Annotated in this window: 20 protein-coding genes; 11 read left to right on the forward strand and 9 right to left on the reverse strand. The window is 71.2% G+C overall.

Annotation, left to right across the window (positions count from 1 at the left end; translation table 11 throughout):
- The first annotated feature begins 14 nt into the window (after window positions 1-14).
- From K4B79_RS02415 to K4B79_RS02445, 7 genes are all read left to right on the forward strand, one after another.
- A complete protein-coding gene (locus K4B79_RS02415) occupies window positions 15-980 on the forward strand; it encodes a carbohydrate ABC transporter permease (RefSeq protein WP_232024474.1) in 966 nt (321 codons plus the stop codon).
- A gap of 8 nt (window positions 981-988) precedes the next feature.
- Complete coding sequence (locus K4B79_RS02420; protein ID WP_232024747.1) at window positions 989-1,870, forward strand: carbohydrate ABC transporter permease; 882 nt, start codon at window positions 989-991, stop codon at window positions 1,868-1,870.
- Between the two features lie 12 nt (window positions 1,871-1,882).
- Entirely contained in the window at window positions 1,883-4,765 is a 2,883-nt protein-coding gene (locus tag K4B79_RS02425; protein ID WP_232024475.1) for a glycoside hydrolase family 2 TIM barrel-domain containing protein, read from the forward strand.
- A gap of 144 nt (window positions 4,766-4,909) precedes the next feature.
- Window positions 4,910-5,908 (forward strand): ABC transporter ATP-binding protein, encoded by a 999-nt coding sequence (locus K4B79_RS02430; RefSeq protein WP_232024476.1) that lies wholly within the window; start codon window positions 4,910-4,912, stop codon window positions 5,906-5,908.
- The gene (locus tag K4B79_RS02435; protein WP_232024477.1) at window positions 5,908-6,711 is read left to right on the forward strand and encodes an ABC transporter permease; all 804 of its coding nucleotides are present in this window, start codon (window positions 5,908-5,910) and stop codon (window positions 6,709-6,711) included. Before K4B79_RS02430 ends, K4B79_RS02435 begins: the two co-directional genes overlap by 1 nt.
- Window positions 6,712-6,716: 5 nt before the next feature.
- Complete coding sequence (locus K4B79_RS02440) at window positions 6,717-7,517, forward strand: ABC transporter permease (RefSeq protein ID WP_232024478.1); 801 nt, start codon at window positions 6,717-6,719, stop codon at window positions 7,515-7,517.
- Complete coding sequence (locus K4B79_RS02445; RefSeq protein WP_232024479.1) at window positions 7,514-8,683, forward strand: MFS transporter; 1,170 nt, start codon at window positions 7,514-7,516, stop codon at window positions 8,681-8,683. The genes K4B79_RS02440 and K4B79_RS02445 overlap by 4 nt, the downstream gene beginning before the upstream one ends.
- A 14-nt stretch (window positions 8,684-8,697) precedes the next feature.
- Here K4B79_RS02445 and K4B79_RS02450 read toward each other — a convergent pair whose 3' ends face one another.
- From K4B79_RS02450 to K4B79_RS02460, 3 genes are read right to left on the reverse strand one after another with little or no spacing between them, the layout of a single operon-like run.
- A complete protein-coding gene (locus K4B79_RS02450; RefSeq protein ID WP_232024480.1) occupies window positions 8,698-9,969 on the reverse strand; it encodes an MFS transporter in 1,272 nt (423 codons plus the stop codon).
- Between the two features lie 60 nt (window positions 9,970-10,029).
- Window positions 10,030-10,575 (reverse strand): hypothetical protein, encoded by a 546-nt coding sequence (locus tag K4B79_RS02455; RefSeq protein ID WP_374208407.1) that lies wholly within the window; start codon window positions 10,573-10,575, stop codon window positions 10,030-10,032.
- Window positions 10,557-12,281 carry a PHP domain-containing protein gene (locus K4B79_RS02460; RefSeq protein WP_232024481.1) on the reverse strand — a complete coding sequence of 575 codons (1,725 nt, stop codon included), beginning with the start codon at window positions 12,279-12,281 and terminating at the stop codon, window positions 10,557-10,559. Before K4B79_RS02460 ends, K4B79_RS02455 begins: the two co-directional genes overlap by 19 nt.
- 285 nt (window positions 12,282-12,566) lie before the next feature.
- On the opposite strand from K4B79_RS02460, the gene K4B79_RS02465 reads away from it, so the two are divergent.
- Together K4B79_RS02465 and K4B79_RS02470 are read left to right on the forward strand one after the other, a co-directional pair.
- Window positions 12,567-13,895 carry a jacalin-like lectin gene (locus tag K4B79_RS02465; protein WP_232024482.1) on the forward strand — a complete coding sequence of 443 codons (1,329 nt, stop codon included), beginning with the start codon at window positions 12,567-12,569 and terminating at the stop codon, window positions 13,893-13,895.
- A 77-nt stretch (window positions 13,896-13,972) separates the two neighbouring features.
- Complete coding sequence (locus K4B79_RS02470) at window positions 13,973-14,557, forward strand: TetR/AcrR family transcriptional regulator (protein ID WP_232024483.1); 585 nt, start codon at window positions 13,973-13,975, stop codon at window positions 14,555-14,557.
- A gap of 58 nt (window positions 14,558-14,615) precedes the next feature.
- Here the strand turns inward: K4B79_RS02470 and K4B79_RS02475 are convergent, their stop codons facing one another.
- Both K4B79_RS02475 and K4B79_RS02480 read right to left on the reverse strand, forming a co-directional pair.
- The gene (locus K4B79_RS02475) at window positions 14,616-15,116 is read right to left on the reverse strand and encodes a protease inhibitor I42 family protein (protein ID WP_232024484.1); all 501 of its coding nucleotides are present in this window, start codon (window positions 15,114-15,116) and stop codon (window positions 14,616-14,618) included.
- A 2-nt stretch (window positions 15,117-15,118) separates the two neighbouring features.
- Window positions 15,119-16,696: a peptidoglycan-binding protein gene (locus tag K4B79_RS02480; RefSeq protein WP_232024485.1), complete on the reverse strand. Its 1,578-nt coding sequence runs from the start codon at window positions 16,694-16,696 to the stop codon at window positions 15,119-15,121.
- Between the two features lie 211 nt (window positions 16,697-16,907).
- Between K4B79_RS02480 and K4B79_RS02485 the strand changes: the two genes are divergently transcribed.
- A complete protein-coding gene (locus K4B79_RS02485) occupies window positions 16,908-18,323 on the forward strand; it encodes a hypothetical protein (RefSeq protein WP_232024486.1) in 1,416 nt (471 codons plus the stop codon).
- 5 nt (window positions 18,324-18,328) lie between these two features.
- On the opposite strand, the gene K4B79_RS02490 is transcribed toward K4B79_RS02485, so the two are convergent.
- Both K4B79_RS02490 and K4B79_RS02495 read right to left on the reverse strand, forming a co-directional pair.
- Window positions 18,329-20,011 carry a DUF2264 domain-containing protein gene (locus K4B79_RS02490; protein ID WP_232024487.1) on the reverse strand — a complete coding sequence of 561 codons (1,683 nt, stop codon included), beginning with the start codon at window positions 20,009-20,011 and terminating at the stop codon, window positions 18,329-18,331.
- Between the two features lie 186 nt (window positions 20,012-20,197).
- Window positions 20,198-21,277: a rhamnogalacturonan acetylesterase gene (locus tag K4B79_RS02495; RefSeq protein ID WP_232024488.1), complete on the reverse strand. Its 1,080-nt coding sequence runs from the start codon at window positions 21,275-21,277 to the stop codon at window positions 20,198-20,200.
- Window positions 21,278-21,481: 204 nt separating this feature from the next.
- Here K4B79_RS02495 and K4B79_RS02500 point away from each other — a divergent pair, with 204 nt between their 5' ends.
- On the forward strand, window positions 21,482-23,161 hold the full coding sequence (locus K4B79_RS02500; RefSeq protein WP_232024489.1) for a rhamnogalacturonan lyase B N-terminal domain-containing protein: 1,680 nt from the start codon (window positions 21,482-21,484) through the stop codon (window positions 23,159-23,161).
- 7 nt (window positions 23,162-23,168) lie between these two features.
- Here K4B79_RS02500 and K4B79_RS02505 read toward each other — a convergent pair whose 3' ends face one another.
- Both K4B79_RS02505 and K4B79_RS02510 read right to left on the reverse strand, forming a co-directional pair.
- Entirely contained in the window at window positions 23,169-24,581 is a 1,413-nt protein-coding gene (locus K4B79_RS02505) for an RICIN domain-containing protein (RefSeq protein WP_232024490.1), read from the reverse strand.
- Window positions 24,581-25,702 carry a glycoside hydrolase family 43 protein gene (locus tag K4B79_RS02510; RefSeq protein WP_232024491.1) on the reverse strand — a complete coding sequence of 374 codons (1,122 nt, stop codon included), beginning with the start codon at window positions 25,700-25,702 and terminating at the stop codon, window positions 24,581-24,583. Before K4B79_RS02510 ends, K4B79_RS02505 begins: the two co-directional genes overlap by 1 nt.
- Between the last annotated feature and the right edge of the window lie 25 nt (window positions 25,703-25,727).

Below are 25,727 nucleotides of genomic sequence, written 5' to 3' on the forward strand. Positions count from 1 at the left end.
GGACGGACCACGACATGTCGGTGACCAAGACACCCGACCTCGCGCGCCCCGCCCCGGCCAAGGCCTCACCGGCCCGGCCGCGGCGGGGGCTGCGGGGCAGCGCCACACTCAACTTCTGGCTCTTCACCGGGCCCTTCCTCATCGGCCTGGCGATCTTCATCTACGCGCCGATCCTCTGGAGCGTCTGGCTCAGCTTCTTCGACGCGCGCTTCACCGTCACGCCGGACAAGTTCATCGGCTTCGACAACTACACGTACATGCTGACGAACGACGACTTCGTCGGCTCGCTCGGCACGTTCACCGTCTTCGCCGCGTTCATCGTGCCCACCACCTGGGCGTTCTCGCTGGGCCTGGCCCTGCTGGTGAACCGGCTGCGTTTCATGCGGGCGTTCTTCCGCTCGGTGTTCTTCCTGCCGACCGCGTGCAGCTATGTGGCCGCCTCGCTGATCTGGAAGATGTCCATCTTCAGCGGCGTCCGCTTCGGTTTGATGAACACCGTCCTCGGCTGGTTCGGGATCGAGAACATCGCCTGGCTGGCCGACCCCAACCCGCCCTGGTACTGGCTGGTCATCGTCTCGGCCCGGCTCTGGCTGCAGTCCGGCTTCTACATGATCCTGTTCCTGGCCGCGCTCCAGAACATTCCGGGCGAACTGTACGAGGCCGCCGCCATCGACGGTGCCAAGCCGGGCTGGCAGACCTTCCGGCACATCACCCTGCCCCAGCTGCGGGCCACCTCCACCGCGGTGGTCCTGCTGCTGCTGATCGCCGCCTACCAGGCCTTCGACGAGTTCTTCAACCTGCTGTCGAAGACCACCTGGGGCCGCCCGCCCCTGGTCGAGCTGTACTACAAGGCCCTGGGCGAGAGCCAGGACTACGGTGCCGGCAGCGCGGGGGCCGTCATCCTGACCGTGCTGATCTGCGTCGTGACCCTGTTCCAGGGCAGGATCATGGGCTTCGGAAGGGGGGACGAGTCCAAGTGACCGCCACCATGCCCCAGCTGGACGAGACCCCGCCGACCCGGCGGACCCGTCGCGGCGGGCGCGGCCGGAACGTGATGAGCTCCACCGGCCTGTACTTCGCCACGGCCGTCGCCGCGTTCCTGTTCCTCGTCCCGTTCTATCTGATCCTCCGCAACGCCCTGTCCACCGACGCCGAGATCACCGGCGAGAACTGGCAGTTCTTCCCCACCGACCTCCAGTGGGGCAACATCGGCGCCCTGTTCGACGACTCCTCGGTGCCCTTCGCCCGGTCGCTGTGGAACTCCACGGTCGTCGCCGTGCTCCACACCGTCGGCGTCCTGCTGATCTGCTCCCTCGCGGGCTACGGTCTGGCCCGCATCCCGTACAAGCACGCCAACAAGATCTTCTACGTCGTCCTGGGCACCCTGATGGTCCCGACCGCGGTGACCTTCGTGCCCAGTTTCGTGCTGGTGTCCTCGCTGGGCTGGGTGGACACCTACCGGGGTCTGATCATCCCGGGCCTGTTCAGTGGTTTCACCTGCTTCCTCTTCCGGCAGTACTTCCTGGGGTTCCCCAAGGAGCTGGAGGAGGCGGCGCGCGTGGACGGGCTGGGATACTGGGGCGCGTACTGGCGTGTCGTGGTGCCCAACTCGCTGAACTTCTTCGCCGCGATCGCCACCATCACCTTCATCAACGGCTGGAACGCCTTCCTGTGGCCGCTGGTCATCGGCCAGGACCCGAGCGCGTGGACCGTCCAGGTCGCGCTCTCGTCGTACACCACCGGGCAGACGGTGGTGTTCCACCAGATCTTCATGGCGACCGCTATTTCTATCCTTCCCTTGTTGTTCGTGTTCCTCTTCCTCCAGCGCTGGCTGGTCCAGGGGATCGCGCAGACCGGCATCAAGGGCTGAGCAAGGAGACCGATGTCTTTCCGCACCACCCGCACCTCCTCCGCCGTCGACTACGTGGAGGACGTCTCACCGGGCAGCGGGGCGCTCGCGCCCCGCGCCTGGTACGCGTCCTCGGACGCGCGGTCGTTCTCGCTGAACGGCAGCTGGCGCTTCCGCCTGTCGGCCACCGCCGACGCGGAGGACGACTCGTTCGCCGGGGAGGGTTACGACGCCGGGGACTGGGCCGAGGTCACGGTCCCCGGCCACTGGGTCCTCCAGGGCGACGGCGCCTTCGGGGCGCCGATCTACACCAATGTGCTCTACCCGTTCCCGGTGGACCCGCCGCACGTGCCGACCGAGAACCCGACCGGTGACCATCTGCGGGTCTTCGACCTGCCGTCCGACTGGCCGTCGGACGGCGGGGCGGTCCTGCGCTTCGACGGCGTGGAGTCCTGCGCCCGGGTGTGGCTGAACGGCACGGACATCGGCGAGTTCAAGGGCTCCCGGCTCGCGCACGAGTACGCGGTCGGGCACCTGCTCAAGCCGTCCGGGAACGTTCTCGCGGTCCGGGTGCACCAGTGGTCGGCGGGTTCCTATCTGGAGGACCAGGACCAGTGGTGGCTGCCCGGCATCTTCCGTGACGTCACGCTGCTGCACCGCCCGGCGGGCGGCGCCGGCGACTTCTTCGTGCACGCCTCCTACGACCACACCGTCGGCGAGGGCACCCTGCGCGTCGACTCCGAGGTCGCCGGCCGGGTCCTCGTGCCCGCCCTCGACATCGATGTCGCGACCGGCGAGGCGGTGACGGTCGCGGTCGAGCCGTGGTCGGCGGAGAGCCCGAGGCTGTACGACGGCGAGCTGGTCACCGAGGGCGAGCGCGTCCCGCTGCGCATCGGCTTCCGCACGGTCGCCCTGGACGACGGCCTGATCAAGGTCAACGGAAAGCCGATCCTGTTCAAGGGCGTCAACCGCCACGAATGGCACCCGGAGAAGGGCCGCTCCCTGGACCTCGCGACCATGCGCGAGGACGTGCTGCTGATGAAGCGGCACAACATCAACGCCGTGCGCACCTCGCACTACCCGCCGCACCCGGCCTTCCTGGACCTGTGCGACGAGTACGGCCTGTGGGTCATCGACGAGTGCGACCTGGAGACCCACGGCTTCGGCGAGCAGCAGTGGCGGGACAACCCCGTCGACGACGACCGCTGGACCCCGGCCCTGCTGGACCGCGCGGCCCGCATGGTCGAGCGGGACAAGAACCACCCCTCGATCGTGTTCTGGTCGCTGGGCAACGAGGCCGGCACCGGCCGCGGCCTGACCGCGATGGCCGAGTGGATCCACGGCCGGGACCCGGACCGGCTCGTCCACTACGAGGGCGACTGGAGCTGCCGGGACACGGACGTGTACTCGCGCATGTACGCCTCCCACGCCGAGGTCGAGCAGATCGGCAAGGACCTGGACGGGGGCGCGCACAAGCGGCGCGGGCTGCCCTTCATCGAGTGCGAGTACGCGCACGCCATGGGCAACGGCCCCGGCGGCCTCGCCGACTACCAGGAGCTCTTCGAGACGTACGACCGGCTCCAGGGCGGCTTCGTCTGGGAGTGGATCGACCACGGTGTGGCCCATCCCGAGCTGGGCTACGCCTACGGCGGCGACTTCGGCGAGGAGCTGCACGACGGCAACTTCGTCTGCGACGGGCTGGTCTTCCCGGACCGCACCCCCTCCCCCGGGCTCGTCGAGTTCAAGAAGGTGATCGAGCCGGTCCGTATCGAGGGCGACGGCGCCGCCGGCACCGTACGGGTCACGAACAAGTACGACTTCGCGGATCTGTCGGCGCTGGCCTTCGAGTGGGCCCACCAGGTGGACGGCGAGACGGTCGAGACCGGCGCGCTGTCGGTGCCGCCGCTGGCGCCCGGTGAGTCGGCCGAGGTGAAGCTGCCCCAGGCGCCGGCCCCGGCGCGCGACGGCTCGGAGACCGCGTGGACGGTACGGGCGCTGCTGGCGGCCGACACCGCGTGGGCGCCGAAGGGACACGTGGTGGCCTGGGGGCAGGTGCCGGTGACGGCACGCCCGGTGCCCTCGGTCTCCCCGACCGGCCGGCCCGCTCTCGACGGGGACCGGATCACCCTTGGCCCGGCCTCCTTCGACGCCCGCACCGGCGCTCTGCGGACCATCGGCGGGGTCGCGGTGGAGAATCCGCGGCTCGACGTGTGGCGGGCGCCGACCGACAACGACGACGGCACGGAGTGGAACTCGGGCATCAACTACTCCGCCCTGTGGCGGGGGTTGGGCCTGCACCGCATGCGGCACCGCCTGGACTCCGTGGAGGCGGGCGAGGACGCGCTGACGGTACGGACCCGGGTGGCGCCCGCCGCCCAGGAGGTGGGCCTGGCCACGGTCTACCGCTGGACCTCGGACGGGGAGCGGCTGCGGCTGACCGTGTCCGTGACCCCCGAGGGCGAGTGGAAGGTGCCGCTGCCCCGGCTCGGCGTCCGGCTCGGGCTCACCGGGGCCGACCGCGTCACCTGGTTCGGCGGCGGCCCCGGCGAGGCCTACCCGGACACCCGGCTGGCCTCCATGATCGGCCGCTGGGAGTCCACGGTCGACGGCCTCCAGACGCCGTACGTGCGCCCGCAGGAGAACGGCGCCCGTGCCGACGTGCGCTGGGTGGAGCTCGGCGGCCTGAGGATCGAGGGCGACCCGGAGTTCTTCTTCGCCGCACGCCGCTGGACCACCGAGCAGCTCGACGCGGCCACGCACCGCACCGGTCTGACGGCGGGCGGGACGGTGTGGGTGCACCTCGACCACGGCGTGCACGGCGTCGGCACGCAGTCCTGCGGTCCGGGCCCGCTGCCGCGGTACCACCTGCTCGCGGAGCCGGCGGAGTTCTCCTTCGTCTTCTCGGTGACCGGCTAGTCCCCACCGGACAGTCCATGTCCGTGATCGATTAATCCATTGACCGACTGATCGACATTCTGCGACGGTCGTGAGGTGCCCGCGGCCGGTCGGCCCTGACTCCGACCGGCCGCTCCTCATGTTCCGAGCAAGGGAGTTCACAGCGTGAGCGGAAGCATCGAGGTCCACGGCCTGTCCCGTGTCTTTCACACCACCGTCCGCCGCCCGGGAGTGGCGGGCGCGCTGCGCTCCCTGGTCAATCCCGAGCGGGTCGCCAAGCACGCGGTCAGCGACATCACCTTCGACGTGGCCCCCGGCGAACTCCTCGCCCTGCTCGGCCCGAACGGCGCCGGCAAGTCCACCACCATCAAGGTGCTCACCGGGATCCTCACGCCCACCTCCGGCGAGGTCCGGGTGGCGGGCGTGGTGCCGTACCAGGAGCGGGAGCGCAACGCCCGTAACATCGGCGCGGTGTTCGGGCAGCGCACCCAGCTGTGGTGGGACCTGCCCGCCCGGGAGTCCTTCGCGATCCTCAGGGACATCTACGAGGTGCCGAAGGCCGAACACGCGGCCCGGCTCAAGGAGTTCGACGAGCTGCTGGACCTGTCGTCCTTCTGGGACACCCGGGTCCGTCATCTCTCCCTCGGCCAGCGGGTGCGCTCCGACCTCGCGGCGGCCCTGCTGCACGACCCCCAGGTGGTGTTCCTGGACGAGCCGACCATCGGCATGGACGTCGTCGTCAAGGAACAGGTGCGGGAGTTCCTGCGCCACCAGGTCGAACAGCGCGGCCGTACCGTCCTGTTGACCACGCACGACATGACGGAGGTCGAGCGGCTGGCCGAGAGGGTCGTGCTGATCAACCACGGCCGGCTCGTCCTGGACGGCAGCCTGGACGAGATCCGCCGCAGGTTCGGCTCGACCTGGCAGGTACGCGCGACCCTGGCCGACGCCCACACGGACGCCGTGGCGCTGCCGGGCATCGCGCTGCTGCGGCGGGACGGACCGCAGGTCGTGTTCGGCCCCGACGGACCCGAAGCCCCCACCGTGAACTCGGCGTTGAAGGCGATCATCGAGCGGTACGAGGTGACAGGTGTCGCCATCGACGAGGCCGACCTGGAGGACGTGATGCGCAACGCCTACGCCCAGGCGGGGGCCGCCGCGTGATGGCCGCCCTGTCCGCCTGGCGCGTCGCCCGCGTCACCCCGCTCGGCGAGCTGAACGCGCCACCCCGGATGACGGGCGTCGCGCTCCGCCTGCTCGTGCAGGTGGTGCTGGTGGCGTCCCTGTGGCACGGCCTGTACTCCCACACCGGCACCACCGCGGGACTCGGCGAGAGCCAGGCGGTCACCTACGCCGTGCTGGCCGTCCTCGCCTCCCGGCTGCGGGAGTTGGACCAGTTCGCGGGCCGGGACACCGTGATCCAGCACATGCACTTCGGCACCATCGTCTACTGGTATCTGCGCCCGCTGCCGCCCCAGCGCTACTACGCCCTGCGCGCGCTCGGCGAGCAGGTGTACGGGTTCGCGTGGGCGCTGGGCGGCTACCTGATCTGCCTGGCGGCCGGCGTGGTGGAACCGCCCGGGTCGGCGGCCGTGACCGGGGTGTTCCTGCTGAGCCTGCTGCTCGGCCAGTGGGTGCTGCACTACATCATGCTCGCCACGGACCAGTGGTGCTTCTGGGCGCTGCGCAACAATTCGGCGATCCTGATCATCATCTTCGCGCAGAACCTGCTGTCCGGGGTATACGCGCCGCTGTGGTTCTTCCCGGACTGGTTCGTGACGATGAGCTCCTTCCTGCCCTTCCAGGCGACGCTGAACGTGCCGCTGTCGATCTACATCGGCCGGATCCCGCTGTCGGACGCGGCCGGGCAGCTGGCGGTGCAGGCCGGCTGGGTCGTGGTGCTCGCCCTGTTCACCCGGTTCCTGTGGCGGCGCGCCGCCCTTCGTGTCGTCTCCCAGGGAGGGTGAGGACCATGAACGCCCTCCGGATCACATGGCGCGTCACGCGGCTCAACTTCCGTGCGCAGCTGGAGTACCGCGCCGAGTTCCTGCTGAACGTGGCGATCGGCGCGATCTGGCAGGTCTCGGTGATCGTGTTCGCGACCGTGCTTCTGGCCCGGTTCACCGGGATGGGCGGCTGGGACAGCTCCGAGGTGCTGCTGATCCCGGCCACCCGGATGCTCGCGCACGGGCTCTTCGTACTGCTGCTGGGGCGAGTGCACTTCATCGGCCGGCAGATCCAGGAGGGCCGGATCGACATCTATCTGATGCGGCCCATGCCGGTGCACCGGCAGGTCCAGCTCTCCTACTTCCCGACCAACGCCCTCGGTGACCTCACGGTCGCGGCGGGCCTGATGGTCGGCGCGCTCAGCCGCAGCGAACTGGACTGGTCGGCGGGGCGGATCTCCTACCTGGTCGCGGCGGTCGTCGGCGGCATGCTGCTGGAGGCGGCCCTGTTCACGGCGCTGGCCTGCGCCTCCCTGCGCTTCCCCGCCGCCGACTACTGGAGCCGCTGGCTGGAGGAGCTCCTCGGCACCTTCGGCAGCTATCCGCTGAACGTCCTGCCGCGGGCCGTGGGCGGCTTCCTGACCTACGCCCTCCCCCTCGCGTTCGTCGCCTACCTCCCGGCCGCCGTCCTCACCGGGCACGGCCACGACACCGGAGTGCCGTACTGGCTGGCGGCGTCCGCGCCACTGGTGGGCGTGCTGGCCTACCTGGGGTCGCGGCTGCTGTGGCGGTGGAGCCTGCGGCACTACACCGGGGTGAACGGATGACCACCACCTCCGGATTACGTCCGCGCCTCGCGGTCGGCCTCGTCTTCGTCGTCCTGGGGGCCACGCAGGGCGGCTGGATGGCCCGGATCCCCGCGATCCGGGACCAGGTCGGGCTGAGCACCACCGAGTGGGGGCTGCTGAGCAGTTCGTCGGCGGCCGGGGATCTGGTGGCGATCGTGCTGATCACGGTGCTGATCGGCCGGGTGAGCACCCGGCTGCTGGCCCTCGCCGGGGCGACGGTGGTGCTGCTCAACGCGCCGGTGCTGGCGGGGGCTTCCGCGGTGCCGGCGCTGGTGGTGGGCCTCACGGTGTGGGGCGTGGGGGCGACCTTCCTGGCCACGCCGGTGAACGCGCTCGCGGTCGCCGTGGAGCGCCACCAGGGCCGGCCCCTGATGTCGGGCTTCCACGCCTCCTACAGCTGCGGGGTGCTCGGGGGCGGCGCCCTGGGCACGCTCGCGGCGGCCACCGGCATCTCCCCGGGCGTACAGCTGGCGATGAGCAGCGCGGTGCTCGGGGCGCTGCTGCTGGCGTGGGCGTTCTGGCTGCCCGAGGAGGAGGCCCCCGGCAAGCGGCGGCGGCCGGTCGGGGAGAGGTTCACTCCGCAGCTGGTGCTGCTCGCCGTCATCGCGTTCTTCGCCTCCTTCGTCGAGGGCGCGGCCTCCCAGTGGAGTTCGGTCTTCACGGCCGACCACCTGGGCGAGGGGGCGGCGCTCGGCGCGGCGACGTACACCGCCTTCTCGGTCGCGATCCTCCTCGCCCGGCTGCTGGGCGACCGTCTCGTGGCCCGCCTCGGCCGCGGTGCCTTTCTACGGCTGTCCCTGCTGACCGCGGTTCTGGGCGCCGTCCTGGTCCTCGCCCGGCCCTCGCTGCCGCTGGCCTTCGCCGGGTTCGTCGTGCTGGGCCTCGGCATCGCGTGTGTGCTCCCGGCGCTGATCGCGCTGGCCGGTCGGCAGCCCGGGGTGCCGGCCGGTGAGGGCGTTTCCGTGATCACGATCGGCCAGTGGCCGGGATTCCTGACGGCGGGCCCGGCGGTGGGTCTGCTGGCGGGCGTGGCGAGTCTGCGCATCGCGCTGGTGACGCTGATCGTGGCGGGCGCGGTCGCCGCGGTGCTGTCCAGGTGGGTGGTGGCGGAGCCCGACGAGGCCTCGGAGGCCGCGGCCGGCTGAGCGCGGCCGGCGGGTCAGCCCCGCCCCGACCGTCGTATCGGTGTGAACAGCCCGGCCACCGCGATGAGGACGCAGCAGCCTCCGGCGGCCAGGCCGACCGGGGCGGTGCCCCGGTGTTCGGCGGCCCACGTGAGGAGGGCGGCGCCGAGCGGGGCGGCCGCGTACTGCAGGGTCCAGAACGCGGAGGTGACCCGGCCGAGCAGGGGTTCCGGGGTCACTTCCTGACGCAGGGACATGGAGCAGGTGCCCGCCACGGCGACGCAGGCGAGGAAGGCCGCGCCGAGGGCCGCGACGACGGGCACGTCCCGGGCCCAGCCCAGGCCGGCGAACGCGAGCCCGGACACCGCCACGCTCCCGGTCCAGGTCCACCCGAAACCGAGCCGGCGGCGCAGCCGCGCCACCAGCAGGGCGCCGGTGATGGTGCCGAGGGCGCCGACGGCCATGACGGTGCCGACCGTGCCGTCGTCGTGTCCGAGGTCGTGCTTGAGGTGGTAGATGAGCAGGTCGTTGAGGCCGAGGGTGAGGAAGCTGAAGAAGAACAGCAGGACGGTCAGCGAGCGCAGCACCGGGTGGCCGCGCAGGAAGTCGACGCCGGTGCGCAGGTCCCGCCAGAGGCCGGCGCGTTCGGGTGCCTCGGCGGGCCGGGCCCGGAACCGGACGTAGAGCATGCACAGCGCCGACACCCCGAAGCTGGCCGCGTCGACGCCCACGGCGGTCGCCGGTCCGGTCCAGGCCGCCACCAGCCCGGCGCACAGCGGGCCCAGGACGCCCGCCGCGGCGGCGGTCGCGTTCAACCTGCCGTTGGCCTCGGTGAGTTGGCGGGTGCCGACGAGTGAGCGCACGACAGTGACGTAGCCGACCGCGAACAGCATCCCGACGGCCTCGCACAGCGGCAGGACCGCGTACAGCAGCCACACCCGCGGCCCGAACAGCCAGACCACCGGGATCACCCCGTACAGCACCATCCGCACGAGATCGCAGCCGATCAGCAGTCTGCGCCGGTCGACGCGGTCCACCACCGCCCCCGCGAACACGGCCGCCACGACCGCGGCGGCCCCGCCCACCGCCGTCAGCAGGCCCATCCGCGCGAGCGAGCCGGTGGCCTCAAGGACCAGCAGGGGCAGGGCGATCAGCGCGAAGGAGTCGCCGAGGACGGAGAGGGTCTGCGCGGCCCAGAAGACCGCGAAGCTCCGTTGCCGCCACAGCGGACGTGCGTCGCCCGGAGGTGCCTTTGCGCGTGAGGCGCGTCCGCCGGTGTCCTCGTCCCGCCGCGCCTCGTACGACATGCCCCTCCCCCTGAGTCACCGGCCACCTTACGGTCGCCGGTGAGGGCGCGGCGCAGGGCCTCAGTGGTCCGCGCAGCACGGTGTCGGGGCGGGGACCTCGAAGGGGACGAGGGTGCCGCCGACGGCGGGCATGGTGGACAGGACGAGCGTGCCGTCGTGCTGCCACTGCGGGCGGACGTGGTCCCACGTCACCAGCCGGGTGTCCGGGGCGGGTTCGCCGGGCGTGCCCAGGACCGCCACCCGGTCGATCGCCGAGCGGGTGAGCAGTTCGGCGACCGTCAGGGTGCCGGTGAGGGCGGACACGCCCGGGTAGAGGACGGCACGCCCCGCCGTGTCCGGGACGCCGGGCGCCACCTCGTACTCCCCGGCCGCGAGCCGCTCCCGGACGGTGCTCAGGAGCGGCTCGGACGGCAGGGTGAACGACAGGGCGACCCGCGGGCGGTCGCCGCGCACCAGGTGCGTGCAGCCGAACGCGCCCTCGGGGAGGGCGAGTTCGGCGGCCAGCGTGTGGAGCAGGTGGTCGGCGGCGCGCAGGTCCCGGATCCCGGCGTCCACGGTGAGGGCGTACCGCGTGAGGTCGTACGGCGTCACGAGGGCAGGACCCACACGGGGTTGGAGTAGAACCACAGGTCGCGCCACGGGTCCGCGTCACCGACGACATCGATGGCCGGGCCCGCCGGGTCCACCGCCGCGCCCATCGCGCCGACGGCCGAGCGGTTGCCGTCGCTGCCGCGCAGCCGGACGTACAACGGCCGGTCCACGCGCCCGAGTCGGTACGTCAACCGGACCGTGCCGCTGGGCTTGTCGATCTCGTACGACGTCACGACCTTCGCCGTCGGCGCGGTGAAGGTGTCCCGGTCGGAGACCGGACCGGTGACATCGCCCTGGATGACGTCCACGCGCGCCAACTCGGGCGTGAATCCAGCCCAGTTGGGACCGCCGGCCAGAGCGATGTCGACGGTCAGCGTGACGTTCGTGCCCTTCCTGACGTGGAGGGCGCCGCCGAGGGTGGCCCAGCGGCCGCCGCCGGAGACGCGGACGTCGAGGCCGCTGATGAGCTGACCGTGGTCGGCCCAGACGCGGCCGGCGCGGATGCCGTCCATGACGGCGGCGTAGGAGAAGCCGTCGGCGCCGACGTGGGTGCGGCTGTACTGGCCGGGCCAGTAGTCGCCCTGCGTGATGTCGATCCTGCCGCCGTAGACCGGGTCCTCGTAGCGGCCGTTGGCGTTGAAGTCGCCGCCGGGGCCGCGTACGGCGGTGTCGGCGTACACCTGGTGGCTGTCGCTGTTGGCGGTGATCCACCAGGGCTTGCCCTCGGCGAGGAGGCTGTCCCACAGGCCGCCGACCGTGGCGGTCATCCAGTCGAAGCCGCCCCAGGTGCGGTAGCTCTCCAACGGGTAGCCCGCGAAGGAGTTGGCGCTCGGGTTGTTGTCGTAGATGCCGCGGGCGCGGGCCATCCCGAGCGGGGTGGGGAGGCCGGCGGCCTGGTGGCCGGGGGCGCCCTCGAAGCCGACGGCTATCCGGCGGCCCGAGCCGGTCGCGTCGCGCCAGGCGCGGATCTCGTGCGGGGAGTCGACACCGCGCCGCGCCGGGTGGTTGGCGAGCATCAGCGCGTCCTTGACCTTGCGGCGCCGGACCTGGTCGCCGAGGAAGGCCAGGCCGGCGACGGCGAGGGCCTCGTTGGCGGGCGTGGAGTCGGAGGCGCCCTTGACGCTGCCGTCGTAGTCGGTCTCGAACTGCTTGAGGACCGAGACCTCGTTCTTGCCGGGGTGCACGAAGACGGTGCCGTGCTCGGCGCCCGGGATGTTCCACTCCAGGCCCTGGAAGACGAGGGTGTCCTCGTACGCGCTCCGGGCCTCCCTGATGTCCGGGTTGACCTTCTCCACGCCGATCTTCGCGTGCGTGGCGCTGCCGTGGTCGGTGATGACCAGCCAGTCCATGCCGTGCCGCGCGCCCTGGCGGACCTGGTCGACGACGCGGTACTTGCCGTCGCTGCTGTACTGGGTGTGGATGTGGTGGTCGCCGGCCAGCCACAGGAAGCCGTGGGTGCGGCGGCCGGCGGTGGCGGGGGCTGCGGCGGCGGGGGCGGCTGCCGCGGGGGTGGCGCCGAGGACACCGCCGGCCGCGAGGCCCGCGCCCAGCAGGCCCGCCCGGCGCAGCAGCGAGCGGCGCGAGCGCTGTTCGGGGGTCAGGGCCTCGTCGGGCACGGAGGTGTCGAAGGCGGCGGGCAGGGCCGTGGCCTCCTCGGGCCCGTGCGCGTGCGTGTGTCCGTCCCCGTGCTCATGTCTGTGGTGGTGATGTCCGTGCCCCATGACTGCGCCGCCTCTCGTTACCGCTGCCTTCTGCGGTTGCCTTCCGCGGTGCTTTCGCACCGCGTGTGGAGGATCGAGGCGGCACATGAACGCCGTGCGGCCGGGAGGTGAGCGGCGGCCGACCCGGGCGCGGCGGATCGCCTCGTCTCTCACTGTTTCCTCAACTGCCCTTGCCCGTCACACTGGTTGCCGGTGAACCTGAGCTCCGTTCACCTTCTGTACCTCCGCTTCTGTACTTCCGCTTCTGTACCTCCACCGCTTTCCCTCCCACCGGAGAGACCCCCCATGAGACGAATCCTCGGCGCCCTCGCGGCCACCGCCCTGGCCGTCACCGGCCTCGCCGCCACCGGCGCGACGCCCGCGGCGGCCGCCACGAGTGCCACGACCGGCACCTTCAACGTGCTGACGTACAACGTCGCGGGCCTCCCGGAGGGCCTGAGTTCGGGCAGTCCGGAGAAGAACACCCCGCTGATCTCCCCCCGGCTCGGGGCGTACGACATCGTGAACGTCCAGGAGGACTTCAACTACCACGCGGCCCTGTACGCCGGGGACGACCACCCGTACCGCACCGCGACCAGCGGCGGGGTGCCCTTCGGCGACGGCCTCAACACCCTCTCGGACCTCCCCTTCGAGGACTTCGAGCGGGTGAAGTGGAAGTCCTGCACCGGCACCAACTGCCTGACGCCGAAGGGCTTTTCACTGGCCCGGGTGCGGCTGGCCGAGGGTGCCTTCGTGGACCTCTACAACGTGCACACCAACGCCGACTCCACGGACGACGCGCTGGCCGCCCGCCGCGCCAACATCACCCAGCTGTCGGACTTCATCCGGGCCAACTCCGCCGGCAACGCGGTGATCGTCATGGGCGACACCAACACGCGGTACACCCGCAGCGGCGACAACATCCGCACCCTCGCCGACGACAACGGACTGACCGACGCGTGGGTGCAGCTGGCCAAGGGCGGTGTCCGGCCGACCCAGGGCGCGGACGCGCTGGTGTGCCCGACGACGGCGCCCCCGAACGACTGCGAGGTCGTGGACAAGGTCCTCTACCGCGGCAGCAAGCTGCTCTCGCTGTCAGCCACCCGCTACAACAACGAGTGGGCGTCCTTCCTCGACTCCGCGGGCGGCAACCTCTCCGACCACTTCCCGCACGCGGTCGACTTCTCCTACACCCTCAGCCCGTCCCTGAAGGCGAGCGACTTCTTCGGCGGCCCGCACGGCACGGCCTTCAACGACGCCGACGACCTGCCGGCCACCCCCTCCCCCCGCACCCTCACCCTGCGCGGCAGCTCCCGCCTGGACGCCATCTCCCTCACCCTCGACGGCGGTACGACCCTCACCCACGGCGGCACGGGCGGCACCGCGACCTCCCTCACCCTCGCCCCCGGCGAGCACCTCACCTCGGTCAGGCTGACCCAGGCCCAGAAGGACGGCCACACCAGGATCTTCTCCGCCGCCTTCACCACCGACAAGGGCCGCACCCTGACCTCCGGCACCCCCGCCGCGGCCACCAAGACCTTCACCGCCCCACCGGGCTGGCAGATCACCGGCTTCACCGGCCGATCGGGCTCCGAGATCGACAAGCTGGGGGTGGTGTACGCGCCGATCGGCTGAGGCGAAGGGACACCACCGCACCCCAGGCTCTAACCTAAAGCCCCTAGGAAGAGCGATCAGTCACCCCGAGGTGTCCCATGCCCAGAGCCGGTCTCACCGTGGAGCGAGTCGTGGCCGCCGCGGCCGATCTCGCCGATGAGGTCGGCTTCGACGGGGTCACGCTGTCCGCGCTGGCCCGGCGCTTCGGGGTGAAGGACGCGAGTCTGTACTCGCATGTCAGGAGTCTTCGGGATCTGCGGAGCCGGATGGCGTTGCTGGCCGGTGCGGAGATGATCGACCGGATCGCGGTGGCCGTGGCCGGGCGGTCCGGGAAGGAGGCGCTGGTGGCGTTCGCGGGGGCCTACCGGGAGTACGCGCTGGCGCACCCGGGGCGCTATGCCGCCACCCAGATCCGTGTCGACCAGTCCCTGGTCGCCGACTCCCCGGCGCTGCGCCGTACCGCCGAGATCACCTACGGCATGCTCCGGGCGTACGACCTGGACGAACCCGATCTCACCGACGCGGTACGTCTGTTGCGGGCCGCCTTCCACGGGTACTGCGCCCTGGAGGCCGGCGGCGGCTTCGGCGCCCCGCGTGACGTACAGCAGTCGTGGGACCGGGCGGTCGACGCCCTGCATGTCACCCTCGAACAGTGGCCGCGGACGAAGGAGAGGGGCGACTGAAGGAGAGGGGCGACTGAGAGGGCGACTGACCGACCGGGAGCCGCGCCGCCCGGCGAGGTCAGTCGACGGTGACCGTGTAGAGGAAGTACGCGGGCCAGTCGTCGGGGTTGGCGGTGCCGGTGGCCGTGGCGTACGGGCGGGGCGGGTCGGTGGGCTTGGGGAAGGGGGAGGCCGAGGCGCTCGCGTCGTGACACTGGGCGTTCGGGCAGTTGAGGAGCTTCACGGTGGTGGTGCCGGGGCCCGCGGCGGTGAAGTCGAAGTACTGGGCGGCGGCGTCGCTGTCGGCCTCGTCGCGTCGGCCGCGGTAGTCGAGGACGTCCTTGTCGGGGCGGGGGTCGGCGAGGTACCAGTTCTCGCCGGTGGCGGCCTCGGCGGGGACCTTCAGGGAGAACGTCTGCCCGGCCTCGACCTTCAGGGTGCGCTCGCCGGTGCCGTACTCGCCGTCGGCCGAGGCGGAGGAGCCGCAGCCGGTCAGGGCGGCGGCCGAGGTGAGCGAGACGAGCAGCGTCAGCAGGACGGCGGCCGGCGTGCGGGGCGGGCTCGTGAGAATGCGGGTCATGGTCAGTCCTGCTCGATGTACACGCGGTTGAGGTCACCGTCGTTCTTCTTGGCGTAGCGCTCGTCGGTGGCGGAGCTGAGGTCGCCGTTGATGAAGTCCTCCTCGCTGACCCAGGTGGTGGTGCCCCAGGGGTTGTAGATCTGGAGCATGCCGTCCTCCTGGCCGATGACCATCATGCTGTGGCCCTTCCAGTTGCCGTCCTCGTCGGTCCGCTCGATGTTGATGGGCACGGGCTTGCCCTCGGCGACGGACTTCTCGATGTCGGGCAGGACGTCACGGCGGTCGTCGGCGCTGTCCATGTCGTGCGCCTCGTAGCGGTCCCCGGTGTGCGGGCTGAGCTCCTTGTCGGAGATCTCGGTCTGGCCCTCGGGATCCATACCGGCGGGCTTGCGGTCCCACAGCCAGCCCGAGTTGGAGCCGTCGCCCTCCTCGTGCATCCGCAGCTGCTCGGCGGTGAGCCGCTCGCGGAACGCCTCGTCGGAGTCGTCCGTGCCGTCGGGGCCGCCGGTGAGTTCGAGGGCGTAGACGGGGTCCACGAGGGCACGGGCGGTGACGGTGGAGGACGGCACGCAGGTCTCGCCGTCCTGGTCCCACAGCTTCTCCCCGTACCACTGGGACTCCTTGTCGGTGTCCTTCGGGTCGTTGGTGGTGGTGATGGGCGTCAGGTGGCTCTGGAGCCAGTTCGGGTCCTTGCCGTGGATCTTGCCGCCGAACTCCTCGGCCTCGTCGACGGAGTAGCCGGCGGCCAGCGCCTTCATCAGGTACGCCTTCTCCTGCGGCGTCGACGCGTCCGCCAGCAGCCGCCGCATGCGCTCCTGGTCGGCGGCCGGCAGTCCCTCCATGCGCTGTCCGGCCCGCTCCAGGTCGTTGGCGGTGAGGATCTCGTTCAGCTCGCGGTCGCCGGTGGGGTTGGCGGTGTCGGCCAGCATCAGGCGGTCCGTGGCGGTCAGCTCGTCGGTGTCCATCTGCCCGGCCCGTGCCTCGGCCGCGTACTTGTTCAGATCGCGGGCGGCCTCGCGTGCCGCGTCGTCCGCGTTCTCCGCCGCGGTCTTCAGGTCCGCCACGCCCTGCGTGGCCAGGGAGCGTGCCTTCAGCCGGGCCGCCTCCTCGCCGTCGTCCTCGTGGATGTCGTCGAACCAGCCGTCGTGGCCGCCGAGCATGCCGCGTGCCTCGCGCAGCGCACCGCGGCCCTTGGCGTCGAGTTTCTGCGCGGGTTCGAGCGCGTCGGCCAGCCGCAGCAGCGCCTTGGCGCCGCCCCGGAAGGCCTCCGTCACCTGGTCCGCCGCGCGCGAGGCGGCCGACACCACGGCGCTCGCCGTCTCGCTGGTGGTGCCCACCCACACCTCGGGCAGCTGCCGGGTCGCCACCTTGTCGATGCGCTCGCGCAGCCGGTCGGCGTCGTCCACCTGCTCGCGGTAGCGCCTGGCGAGCGATTCGAGGGTGGGCACGTCGCCCTCCGGCGCGGACACCGCGAGGGCGTCGTCGATCGCGTCGATGAGGTCGTTCTTGCTGTCCGCCGACTTGATGCGCTCGTGCAGCCCGGCGAGCTTCACCCGCCGCTCGGTCGTCGACTCCGTCATCCGCGCTCCCCCGATGCGCCGCCCTGCCCGTCCACCGGGCAACTCGCCCGCCACGCCCTGTCGTTGCGCGCCAGGAAGATCAACTGCCCGTCGGGCGGGAGAGTAGCACGGCTGTTCCCGGCCATCCCGGCTTGTTCCCGGTTCCTCGCGGCATGGATCACCCCGCCCCGCGGATCGGCAACCTCCGCCGCCCGGGCGGCGACCAGGGGACATGACACACGCACCACACCCCACTCCGGCCGGCGCCACGGCCTCCCCCGCCCGGCACCGCCGGATCCGCGCGGCCCGCAGACCGCTCGTCGCGGGGCTCGCCGCGACCGGTGCCCTCGTCGGCGCCTGGTACGCCACCGCGGGCGCCGCGACGCCCGCCGCACCGAACCTCGCGGTCACGTCCACGGCGGTGAGCCTGCCGGCCAAGTTCCCGTATCTGTCCGCCGGTTACAACAACACCCGCGAGTGGACCCGGACGGCCACCTCGGTGGCCCCGAACGGCACCCTGCGCGTGGCGTGGCCCGCCTCGGACGGCGTCCACGTCACGCCGCTGACGGCCGCCGGGAAGCGCTCCGGCGCGGACACCGTCGTGAAGGGGGCCAAGGAGGTCGGCGGCCTGGTCGCGCACGACGACGGCTTCGCGCTGCTCACCCGGATCGCCGACACCAACAAGTGGAAGGAGACGGCGGCGGCGATCGTCCGCTACACGGGCGCGAAGAAGACCTGGAGCACCAAGCTCACCAGCACCGCCTCCCACGACACGGCCCCGCTGCTCGACGGCCAGCTCACCTGGAACGGCACCAAGTACGGCGCGTACTTCGTCGTGCACGGCGCCGGCGGCTTCGCCGACGGCCACTTCGGCGACAAGCTGGCGTACGTCAGTGCCAAGGGCGCCAAGCTCGGCGGCGGCTGGGGCTGGGGGTGCAGCCACAACGAGGGTATCGCCCTGCACGCCGAGAAGACCGGCGCCTTCACCTCCCTCTGCTTCGACGACTGGCGCTCGGGCCTGTTCGTCTCGACCGGCATCGGCGCCCCGGACAACGCGCCGGTCGTGCAGCGCGAGCAGTGCTGGGCCGGCTACTGCGGCGGCACCTTCGCGAGCCGTACCGGCGACCTGGTGAAGTCCTCCACCGGCCGCTACGCCACCGCCTTCGCCTCCCGGGGCGCCGCCTCCGCCGCCAAGAACCCGGACGACTCCAGCGGGCGCGGCTGGACGGTGAAGCCGAAGACGGCCACGCACCAGGTGGCGGTGGCCTTCCTGAAAAACCGCACCTCCGCCCCCGGCAAGGCCATCTACCTCACCAACGCCAAGGCCACCGAACACGTCAACGTCCGCCTCGCCCCGTACGGCAAGGACCGCCTCCTGCTGTCCTGGGAGTCCCTGAAGAACGCCAAGTGCACGAGCGGCACCTGCACCGGCACCTTCACCGGCACCCACCTCCGGCTCATCGACTGGAACGGCAAGTTCCAGAGCCCGGACAAGGTGGTCGCCGCGCGGCTGACCGGTGACATAGCCGTCCAGAAGGACGGGACGCTGACCTGGGCGTACGTCCCGGTGACTCCGTCGTACGCGAGCACGCTCACGGGCGCGTCACCGACGTCGGCGACGCTGAGGATCGCGCGGCTGAAGCCGTAGTGCCCTCAGGTGACCCGCGCCCCGGAGTCGTCCAGCCGGACCCGCAGTACGGGCCCGTCGCTCCAACGGACCCTCAGCTCGCCTTCGTCGCCGGTTTCCACCCTCACCGTCCCGCCCAGCGGGGCGGGGTCCGGCTCCGCCGTCAGCCGGGACAACGCGACGAAGAGCGAGCCGTCCGGAGCGGTGCGTCCGCACAGGTCGTCGTCCAGGCCGACGACGGGCACGAGCTCCGCCCGCACGCCGTCCCGTGCCGCCCATCCGGTGACCCGCACCTCCGTGCCGGGCTCCGCGCCCGCGACGCGATGGATCCTCACCTCCACGGCCCCGCGCGCCATCACCACACTGGTCACCCGCGCCCCAGCGCCGGCCGTGTGCCGCGAGGCCGCCCAGCCGTCCCCCACCCCGAGCGGTTCGATCTCCGTCCGGCTCGCATCCCCGCCCACGACCACACTGTTGTCGTACGACGACGAGGGCGCCGTCACCGTCGAGTAGGCGAGCCGTGTGTAGTACGGGTCGTAGCGGACGTCCTCGCTGCCGTGGTTGTGGAGGCGGACCAGGCCGTCGGAACGGGTGGACTGGAGGAGCCAGTTGGGGGCGGTGAGCGGGGTCACCGCGTCCGTGCGTTCGGCCGGGCCGGGTTCCTCCGGTGCTGTCCACACGGGGTGGTCCGGCGGCAGGAGGAGGCCGAGGAAGCCCTTGCCGGCCCAGTAGGGGGAGGCGGGGCCCGAATAGCCTTGCAGGACGCGGGAGTCGGGGCCGTGCCAGCCGAGGGTGAGCAGGCCCCGGTCGTCGACGGCGCCCCGGTCGAGGAAGTACTTCAGGGCGCCGGAGGCCAGTCGGCGGGTCTCGCCGGGGGACAGTGGCGTGCGGCCGGTGAGGGCGCCGAGCCACAGGGGGGCCGTGGTCGCGAAGCGGTAGGTGAGGGAGCGGCCCTGGTGCAGGGGGGCGCCGTCGGCGCCGAACAGGCGGGCGTAGTCCGTGAGATGGCGCGCGAGGCGTCCGCCGTAGAGGTCGAGCAGACGGGTGTCGTCGGCGAGCCAGGCGTGCAGCACCGGGTAGAGGTGCATCGCCCAGCCGTTGTAGTAGTCGAACTTGCGGCCGTCGCCGTCGGTGTACCAGCCGTCGCCGAGGTACCACCGCTCGATGCGTTCCAGCCCCCGGTCGATCGCCTTGGCGGACGCCTCGGGTTCGTGGCCGATCTCGGCGAGGAAGCCGCCGACGGTGACGGGGAACAGCTCCCAGTTGCAGGGCCAGGCCTCCGCGTGCAGCGCGTCGCCGAGCCAGGCCGCCGCCCGCTGCCGTACGCCGTCGTCGAGGCGGTCCCAGAGCAGGGGGCGGGTCAGGCGCAGGGCGAGGGCGATGGAGGCGGCCTCGACCAGGGGTTGGCCGCGGTCCTCGATGCGGGGCCAGACTCCCGACACTCCGGCGGCCAGGCCGTCGGCGTAGCGTCCGAGGGCGGTCTCGTCTCGGCGGAAGGCCGCCAGCAGGAGTGTGCGGGCGTAGCCCTCCAGGCCGTCGGAGAGCCGTCCCGACCAGCTCTCGCGGTCCCCGGGGAAGTGGTAGAGGGCGCGGTCCTCGGTGGCGTACGGCTCCACGGCGGCGAGGAGGGTGTCGGCGGCCGTCTCCCAGTGGGCGCGGGTGTAGCCGGTGCGCGGGCTGCGGCGGGGGTCCTCGGGAGGAAGCTGCATGGGGAGCTGCATGGGGAACCGCATGGGTCTCTTTCGTGCCGGGATGCGCGCCGGGAGCGCTCGGGACAGCCGGAGCTGGGGGGACAGCGGGGACAGCGGGGACAGCGGGAACAGCGGGAACAGCGGGAACAACGGGAACAACGAGAACCTGGGGCGCCCCGGTTCCGGTCGGAGCGCCCCAGGCGTCTATCCCACCCGCACCCGGCCCTCGGGCACCAGGTGCTGGGCGACGAGTTCGTCGCGGACCAGGCCGGCGTAGACCGTGGCGCCGTGGACGGAGGTGTGGGTGTTGTCCCGTTTCTCGTTGTACAGGTAGAGCGCCTTGGAACCCTCCACACCGAGGGACTCCACGACGGCCTTCGTCTTCGCGGTGAGGTCGATCAGAGGCACGTCCTCGGCGGCGGCGACCTCGCGCACGACCTCAGGATGGTTCACTCCGAGGCCGTTGACCAGAAGCGCGGTGCCGTTGTTCAGCGTTCCGTCGGTGTTGAACCAGCGTCGCACGATCGGGGTGACGAGGACGGGCTGTCCGCCTTTCTCCCGTACGCCCGCCACCAGGGTCTCCAGGTTGGCGCGGTAGGTGGCCTCGTCGGTGGTCTTGTCGTTGTGGGCGAGCTGGACCAGGACCAGGTCGCCGCGGCGGATCAGCGGCTGGACGGTGGCCCACAGCTGCGGGTTCCCCAGGTACGTCACCGTACTCTCGCCGGAATCGGCGTAGTTGGCGACGGAGACGCCCTTGCGCAGGTACTGCGGCAGCTGCTGGCCCCAGCCGGCGTACGGGTCGCCGGGCTGGTCGCAGACCGTGGAGTCGCCGACCAGGAAGATCTGGCGGGCGATGGGGGTCCCCCCGCGCGAGGTTGTTCGAGCGTGGGGGAGGGCGGGGGTGACGCGGATGTCGGCGAGGGCCGGGGCGGTGCCGCCGAGCGCGAGGTCCAGCCCTGCGGTGCCGGCGGGGCCGGTGGGCTCGCCCTCGGGGGTGCGGACGTTCACGGTGAAGCTGCGGGCGACGCGCTCGCCTGCGGGCACCGCCGTCTCGGGCAGCAGGGCGCGCCGGGTCTCGCCCGTGACGCTCGTGCTGGACGCCGTGGCGCCGCCGAGGAGCACCTGGACGTCGTAGGTGCCGGGCGCGACGTCGAAGTGGCAGGCGGTGGCGGTGCAGTTCTCGGGTCCCAGGGGGCGGTGGCCGCCGTGCGCCTGGGCGGGTGTGGCGGTCAGTCCGGCACCGAGGGTCAGCGCCGCCAGAACGGCGAGGTTGAAACGTCTCATACGGCTCCTCCGTCAGTCCCGCGAGGGGGCGACAAGCTCTGCGGGCTGGACCGTACCGCTCCCGGCAAGCGCTTTCTAGACCTCGGACCGATTTCACAAGATTGCCAACTTCGAGGGAACGAAAGCCCTTTCGCGAAATCGATTCAACTGTCACTCTCCAATCACCCGCGTCACCCCCACACCCCCTCGAAGGAGGGCACCCCCATGTCCGGAACCCCCTCGAACAGACCGGTCCGTCGCCGCACCTTCGTCCTCGGCACGGCGGCCGCCGCAGGATCGGCCGCCCTCGCCGGGCCGCTCGCCCAGACCGCCTCCGCGGCGGCCTTCGGCTACAGCGACGACGGCACGAACTACGTCGTCGACACCGGCGCCAGCCTGGTGTTCAAGGTCAACAAGTCCAACGGCGACCTGACCTCGCTGGTCTACAAGGGCACCGAGTACCAGGGCTACGGCGGCATGAACTCGCACGTCGAGTCCGGCCTCGGCGCCTCCACCGTGAGCATCCGGCAGTCCGGTACGACCATCCTGATCTCGGTCACGCACGGCACGCTCAGGCACTACTACGCGGCCCGCAGCGGCGAGAACAACATCTACCTGTGGACCAACCGGGCCGACACCTCCGTCGCGTCGAGCCGGTACATCGTGCGCGTGAAGAAGGGCCTGTTCCTCAACGACGAGCCCGACTCCTACACGTACACGAACTCCACCATCGAGGCCTCGGACGTGTTCGCGAAGTCCGACGGCCAGACCCGCTCCAAGCACTACTCCAAGCTGCGGGTGATGGACTACAACTACATCGGCTGGAGCGCGAACGGCGTCGGCCTGTGGATCGTCCGCTCCAACCACGAGAAGGCCGCGGGCGGCCCCTTCTACCGCTCGCTGCTGCGCCACCAGAGCGCCGACGGCGGCGGCCTGTACGAGATCCTGCACTACGCCCAGAACCAGACCGAGAACGAGCGCTTCGGCCTCCAGGGCCCGTACGTCATCGCCTTCACGGACGGCGGCGCCCCCTCCTCGTCGCTGTTCCCCGGCACACTGACCACCTCCTGGGCGGACTCGCTCGGCATCGCCGGTTACGTCGGCGCGGGCGGCCGGGGCCGGGTCGCGGGCGTCGGCATCACCGGCCGGAACACCGCCCACCCCTACACCGTCGGCCTCGCCAACTCGGCGGCGCAGTACTGGGGTTCGACCCGTTCCTCGGACGGCTACTTCTCCATCCCCGGCGTCCTGCCGGGGACGTACACGCTGACGGTCTTCAAGAGCGAACTCGCCGTCTACACCACCTCCGTGACGGTCACCGCCGGTGGCACCACGACCCTGAACTCGATCGCGATCCCGTCCACGAACGACCCGTCCAACGCGGGCACGATCTGGCGGATCAACGACTGGACGGGCACCCCGGCCGGCTTCAAGAACGCCGACCTGATGACGTACGCCCACCCGTCGGACGTGCGGGCCGCCGCGTGGACCGGCAACGTGGTGATCGGCAGCGGCAGCGAGACCTCGGCCTTCCCCTGCTACCTGTGGAAGGACGTCAACAGCGGTCTGCTCGTGTACTTCAAGCTGACCGCCGCCCAGGCCGCCGCCGCGCACACCCTGCGCATCGGCGTGACGACGGCCTACGCCAACGGCCGACCGCAGGTCACCGTCAACTCCTGGGCCTCGCCGATCCCCTCCCCGCCCACCCAGCCGAGCACCCGGTCCCTGACCAACGGGTCCTACCGGGGCAACAACCACACGTTCACCTACAACGTCCCGGCCAGCGCCTGGCTCACGGACACCGGCCAGTACAACGTGCTGAAGATCGACGTGGTGAGCGGTTCGGGGGCCGCCGGCTATCTCAGCGCGGGCACGTCGATCGACGCGATCGACCTGCTCGCCTGATCAGCCGTCAGGTTCCGCGCGTCCACTGCTGGTTCGTCGCCCCGTTGCACGTGTACGTGATGATCGCGGCGGCGTTGGCGGTGGACGCGCCGTTCACGTCCAGGCACTCACCGGTCGCGCGGGACTTGATGTTCACGTAGGAGCCGGTGGTGGTCAGCGACCACTGCTGGGCGGTCGAGGAGGCGTTGCAGTTCTCCTGGGTGACCGTGCTCGCGTTCTCCTGCACGCACAGGGAGCTGTTCCTGACCATCAGCTGGTAGTAGCCGCTGCCCACCGACTTGAACCAGTACTTCTGGTTGCCGCCGCCGTTGCAGTCGTACTGCTTGATCTGGGCGCCCGCCCACAGCGACTGGCTCGTGACGTCGGCGCACCTGGCGGAATGCCGGGCGATCAGCGTGTTGTACGTGGCGCTCGTGCCGCTGATGGTCCCGGCGGCCGTGTCGATGGTGACCTCCGGGGCCCACGCCATGGACATCGAGGTGGAGCTCGGGAAGCTCAACGGCAGCCACACGTACCGCGAGTCGTTGACGGTCCCGCCGAAGGAGTTGCCCCAGCGGTCGCCCAGGTAGAGGTAGGAGGTGCCCGAACCGCCCTGCACGGGAAGGACGAACGCGGTCTGCGAGCCGTACGTCGTGGAGTCGCCGACGTTGGCCATCGCCGTCCAGGGACCGGCGATGTTGGTGGCCGTGGCGTACTGCTGCTGGTTGGGGCTCCAGCCGGTGGCGCCCGAAGTGAGCATGAAATAGACGCCGTTGCGCTTGAAGAGGGCGGGTGCCTCGCGGTGGCCGCCGTGCCAGGGGTCGGCGACCAGGCTCGCGATGCCGGTGTAGTCGGCGGTGAGCCGGTAGATCTGGAGGTCGTAGTTCTCGCGGGCGGCGGAGACCATGTAGCCGGCGCCGTCGGTGTCCACGAAGACCGTGATGTCACGGGACATGTGCTGGCCGAGCGGCCGGAAGCTGCCCCGCCAGGTGTAGTTGCCGTCCACGGTGTCGGAGACGGCGACGGCCGCGCGGGCCTCGCTGTAGTCGACGCCGTTCTCCTTGTGCATCCACATCACGAACTTGCCGGTGGAGGCGTTGTACATGACCTTGGGCCGCTCGATGTTGGCGGTCGCGAGCTCCGGGTCGGTGGCCTCGGTCAGGACGTGGTTCCTGAACTCCCAGTTCTTCAGGTCCGTGGAGCGGTAGGCGTCCACGTACCGGAAGGTGTTGTCGGCGTTGCGGTTCTCGCCGAACCAGTAGTAGTAGTTCCCGACCTTGAGGACCCCACCGCCGTGGGCGTGCACGGGGTTGCCCGAAGTGTCGGTGAACTGGGTGCCGTTGACGATCGTCTGCGGGGCGGCCTGGGCGGGACCCGCGGTGGCCAGGGCGCCGAGCAGCGCCAGGCAGAGGGCGAGCAGAGCGGCGTGGGCACGTCTCATCACGCACTCTCCTTGACGGTGGTGGTGGCGGTGGCCGTGTCGGCCACCGGGATGCCGAAGTCCGGGGTGCCGTCCGCGTTCCAGCCGAGCTTCTGGACGCGGGTGTGGCGGTTGGGGTCGTTCAGCGGGTCGCCGACGATCTCCTTGTACTGGCGGGCGTGGTAGACGAGGACGTCACTGCAGCCGTCCTCGGCGACGGTGAAGCAGTTGTGGCCGGGGCCGTACTGCTTGGTGGTGTCGTTGCTGGTGAACACCGGGGTCGGCGACTTGGACCAGCTCGCCGGGTTCATCAGGTCGGCGTCCGCGTCGACGGTCAGCAGGCCCATGCAGTAGTTGAAGTCGGTGGCACTGGCCGAGTAGGACATGAACAGCCGGCCGTTGCGGGCGATGACCGACGGGCCCTCGTTGACCTTGAAGCCGATGCGCTCCCAGTCGTACTCCGGGGTGGACAGGCGTATCTGAGGACCCGTCAGGGTCCACGGGTTCGCCATCCTCGACAGGAAGATGCCGGTGTTGTTGTCCATGCCGGGTTCGTGCTGGGCCCAGGCGAGGTAGCGGGAGCCCCGGTGGGTGAAGGTGGTGGCGTCGAGGGAGAAGGTCTCCCACGCGGTCTTGAGCCGGCCGCGCTCGGTCCAGGTGCCCTTGAAGGGATCGCGGCTCGCGTTCTCCAGGACCCAGATGCGGATGTCCCACACGCTCTCGGCGGGCGCCGCGGCGAAGTAGATGTACCACTTGCCGCCGATCCGGTGGATCTCCGGCGCCCAGATGTGCGCGCCCATGTTCCCGGTGGCGTGCTTGCGCCAGATCACGGACTCGGCGGCGGTCGCGAGGCCGTTGAGGGTGCGGGAGCGGCGCAGGATGATCCGGTCGTACTCGGGGGCGGTGGCCGTGAAGTAGTAGAAGCCGTCGGCGTGACGGTGGATGTGCGGGTCGGCCCGGTTGCGGACGAGCGGGTTCACGAAGGGGGCTGCCTTCCGGTCCGGGACGGCGTGGGCGACACCCGGCGCGGCGGCGAGGGCGCCCGCGGCCAGGGCACCCTTCAGCATCAGTCTGCGGCCGGGTCCCGTTGTCACCTGCGGGTCGTCCGGGGTTTCGGGTCGGTCGTCGTCGGTGCGGCTCATGCGGAGTGCCTCTCGGAGGTGGGGT

Source organism: Streptomyces lincolnensis (assembly GCF_021173675.1).
GTDB classification, from domain to species: Bacteria; Actinomycetota; Actinomycetes; order Streptomycetales; family Streptomycetaceae; genus Streptomyces; species Streptomyces lincolnensis_B.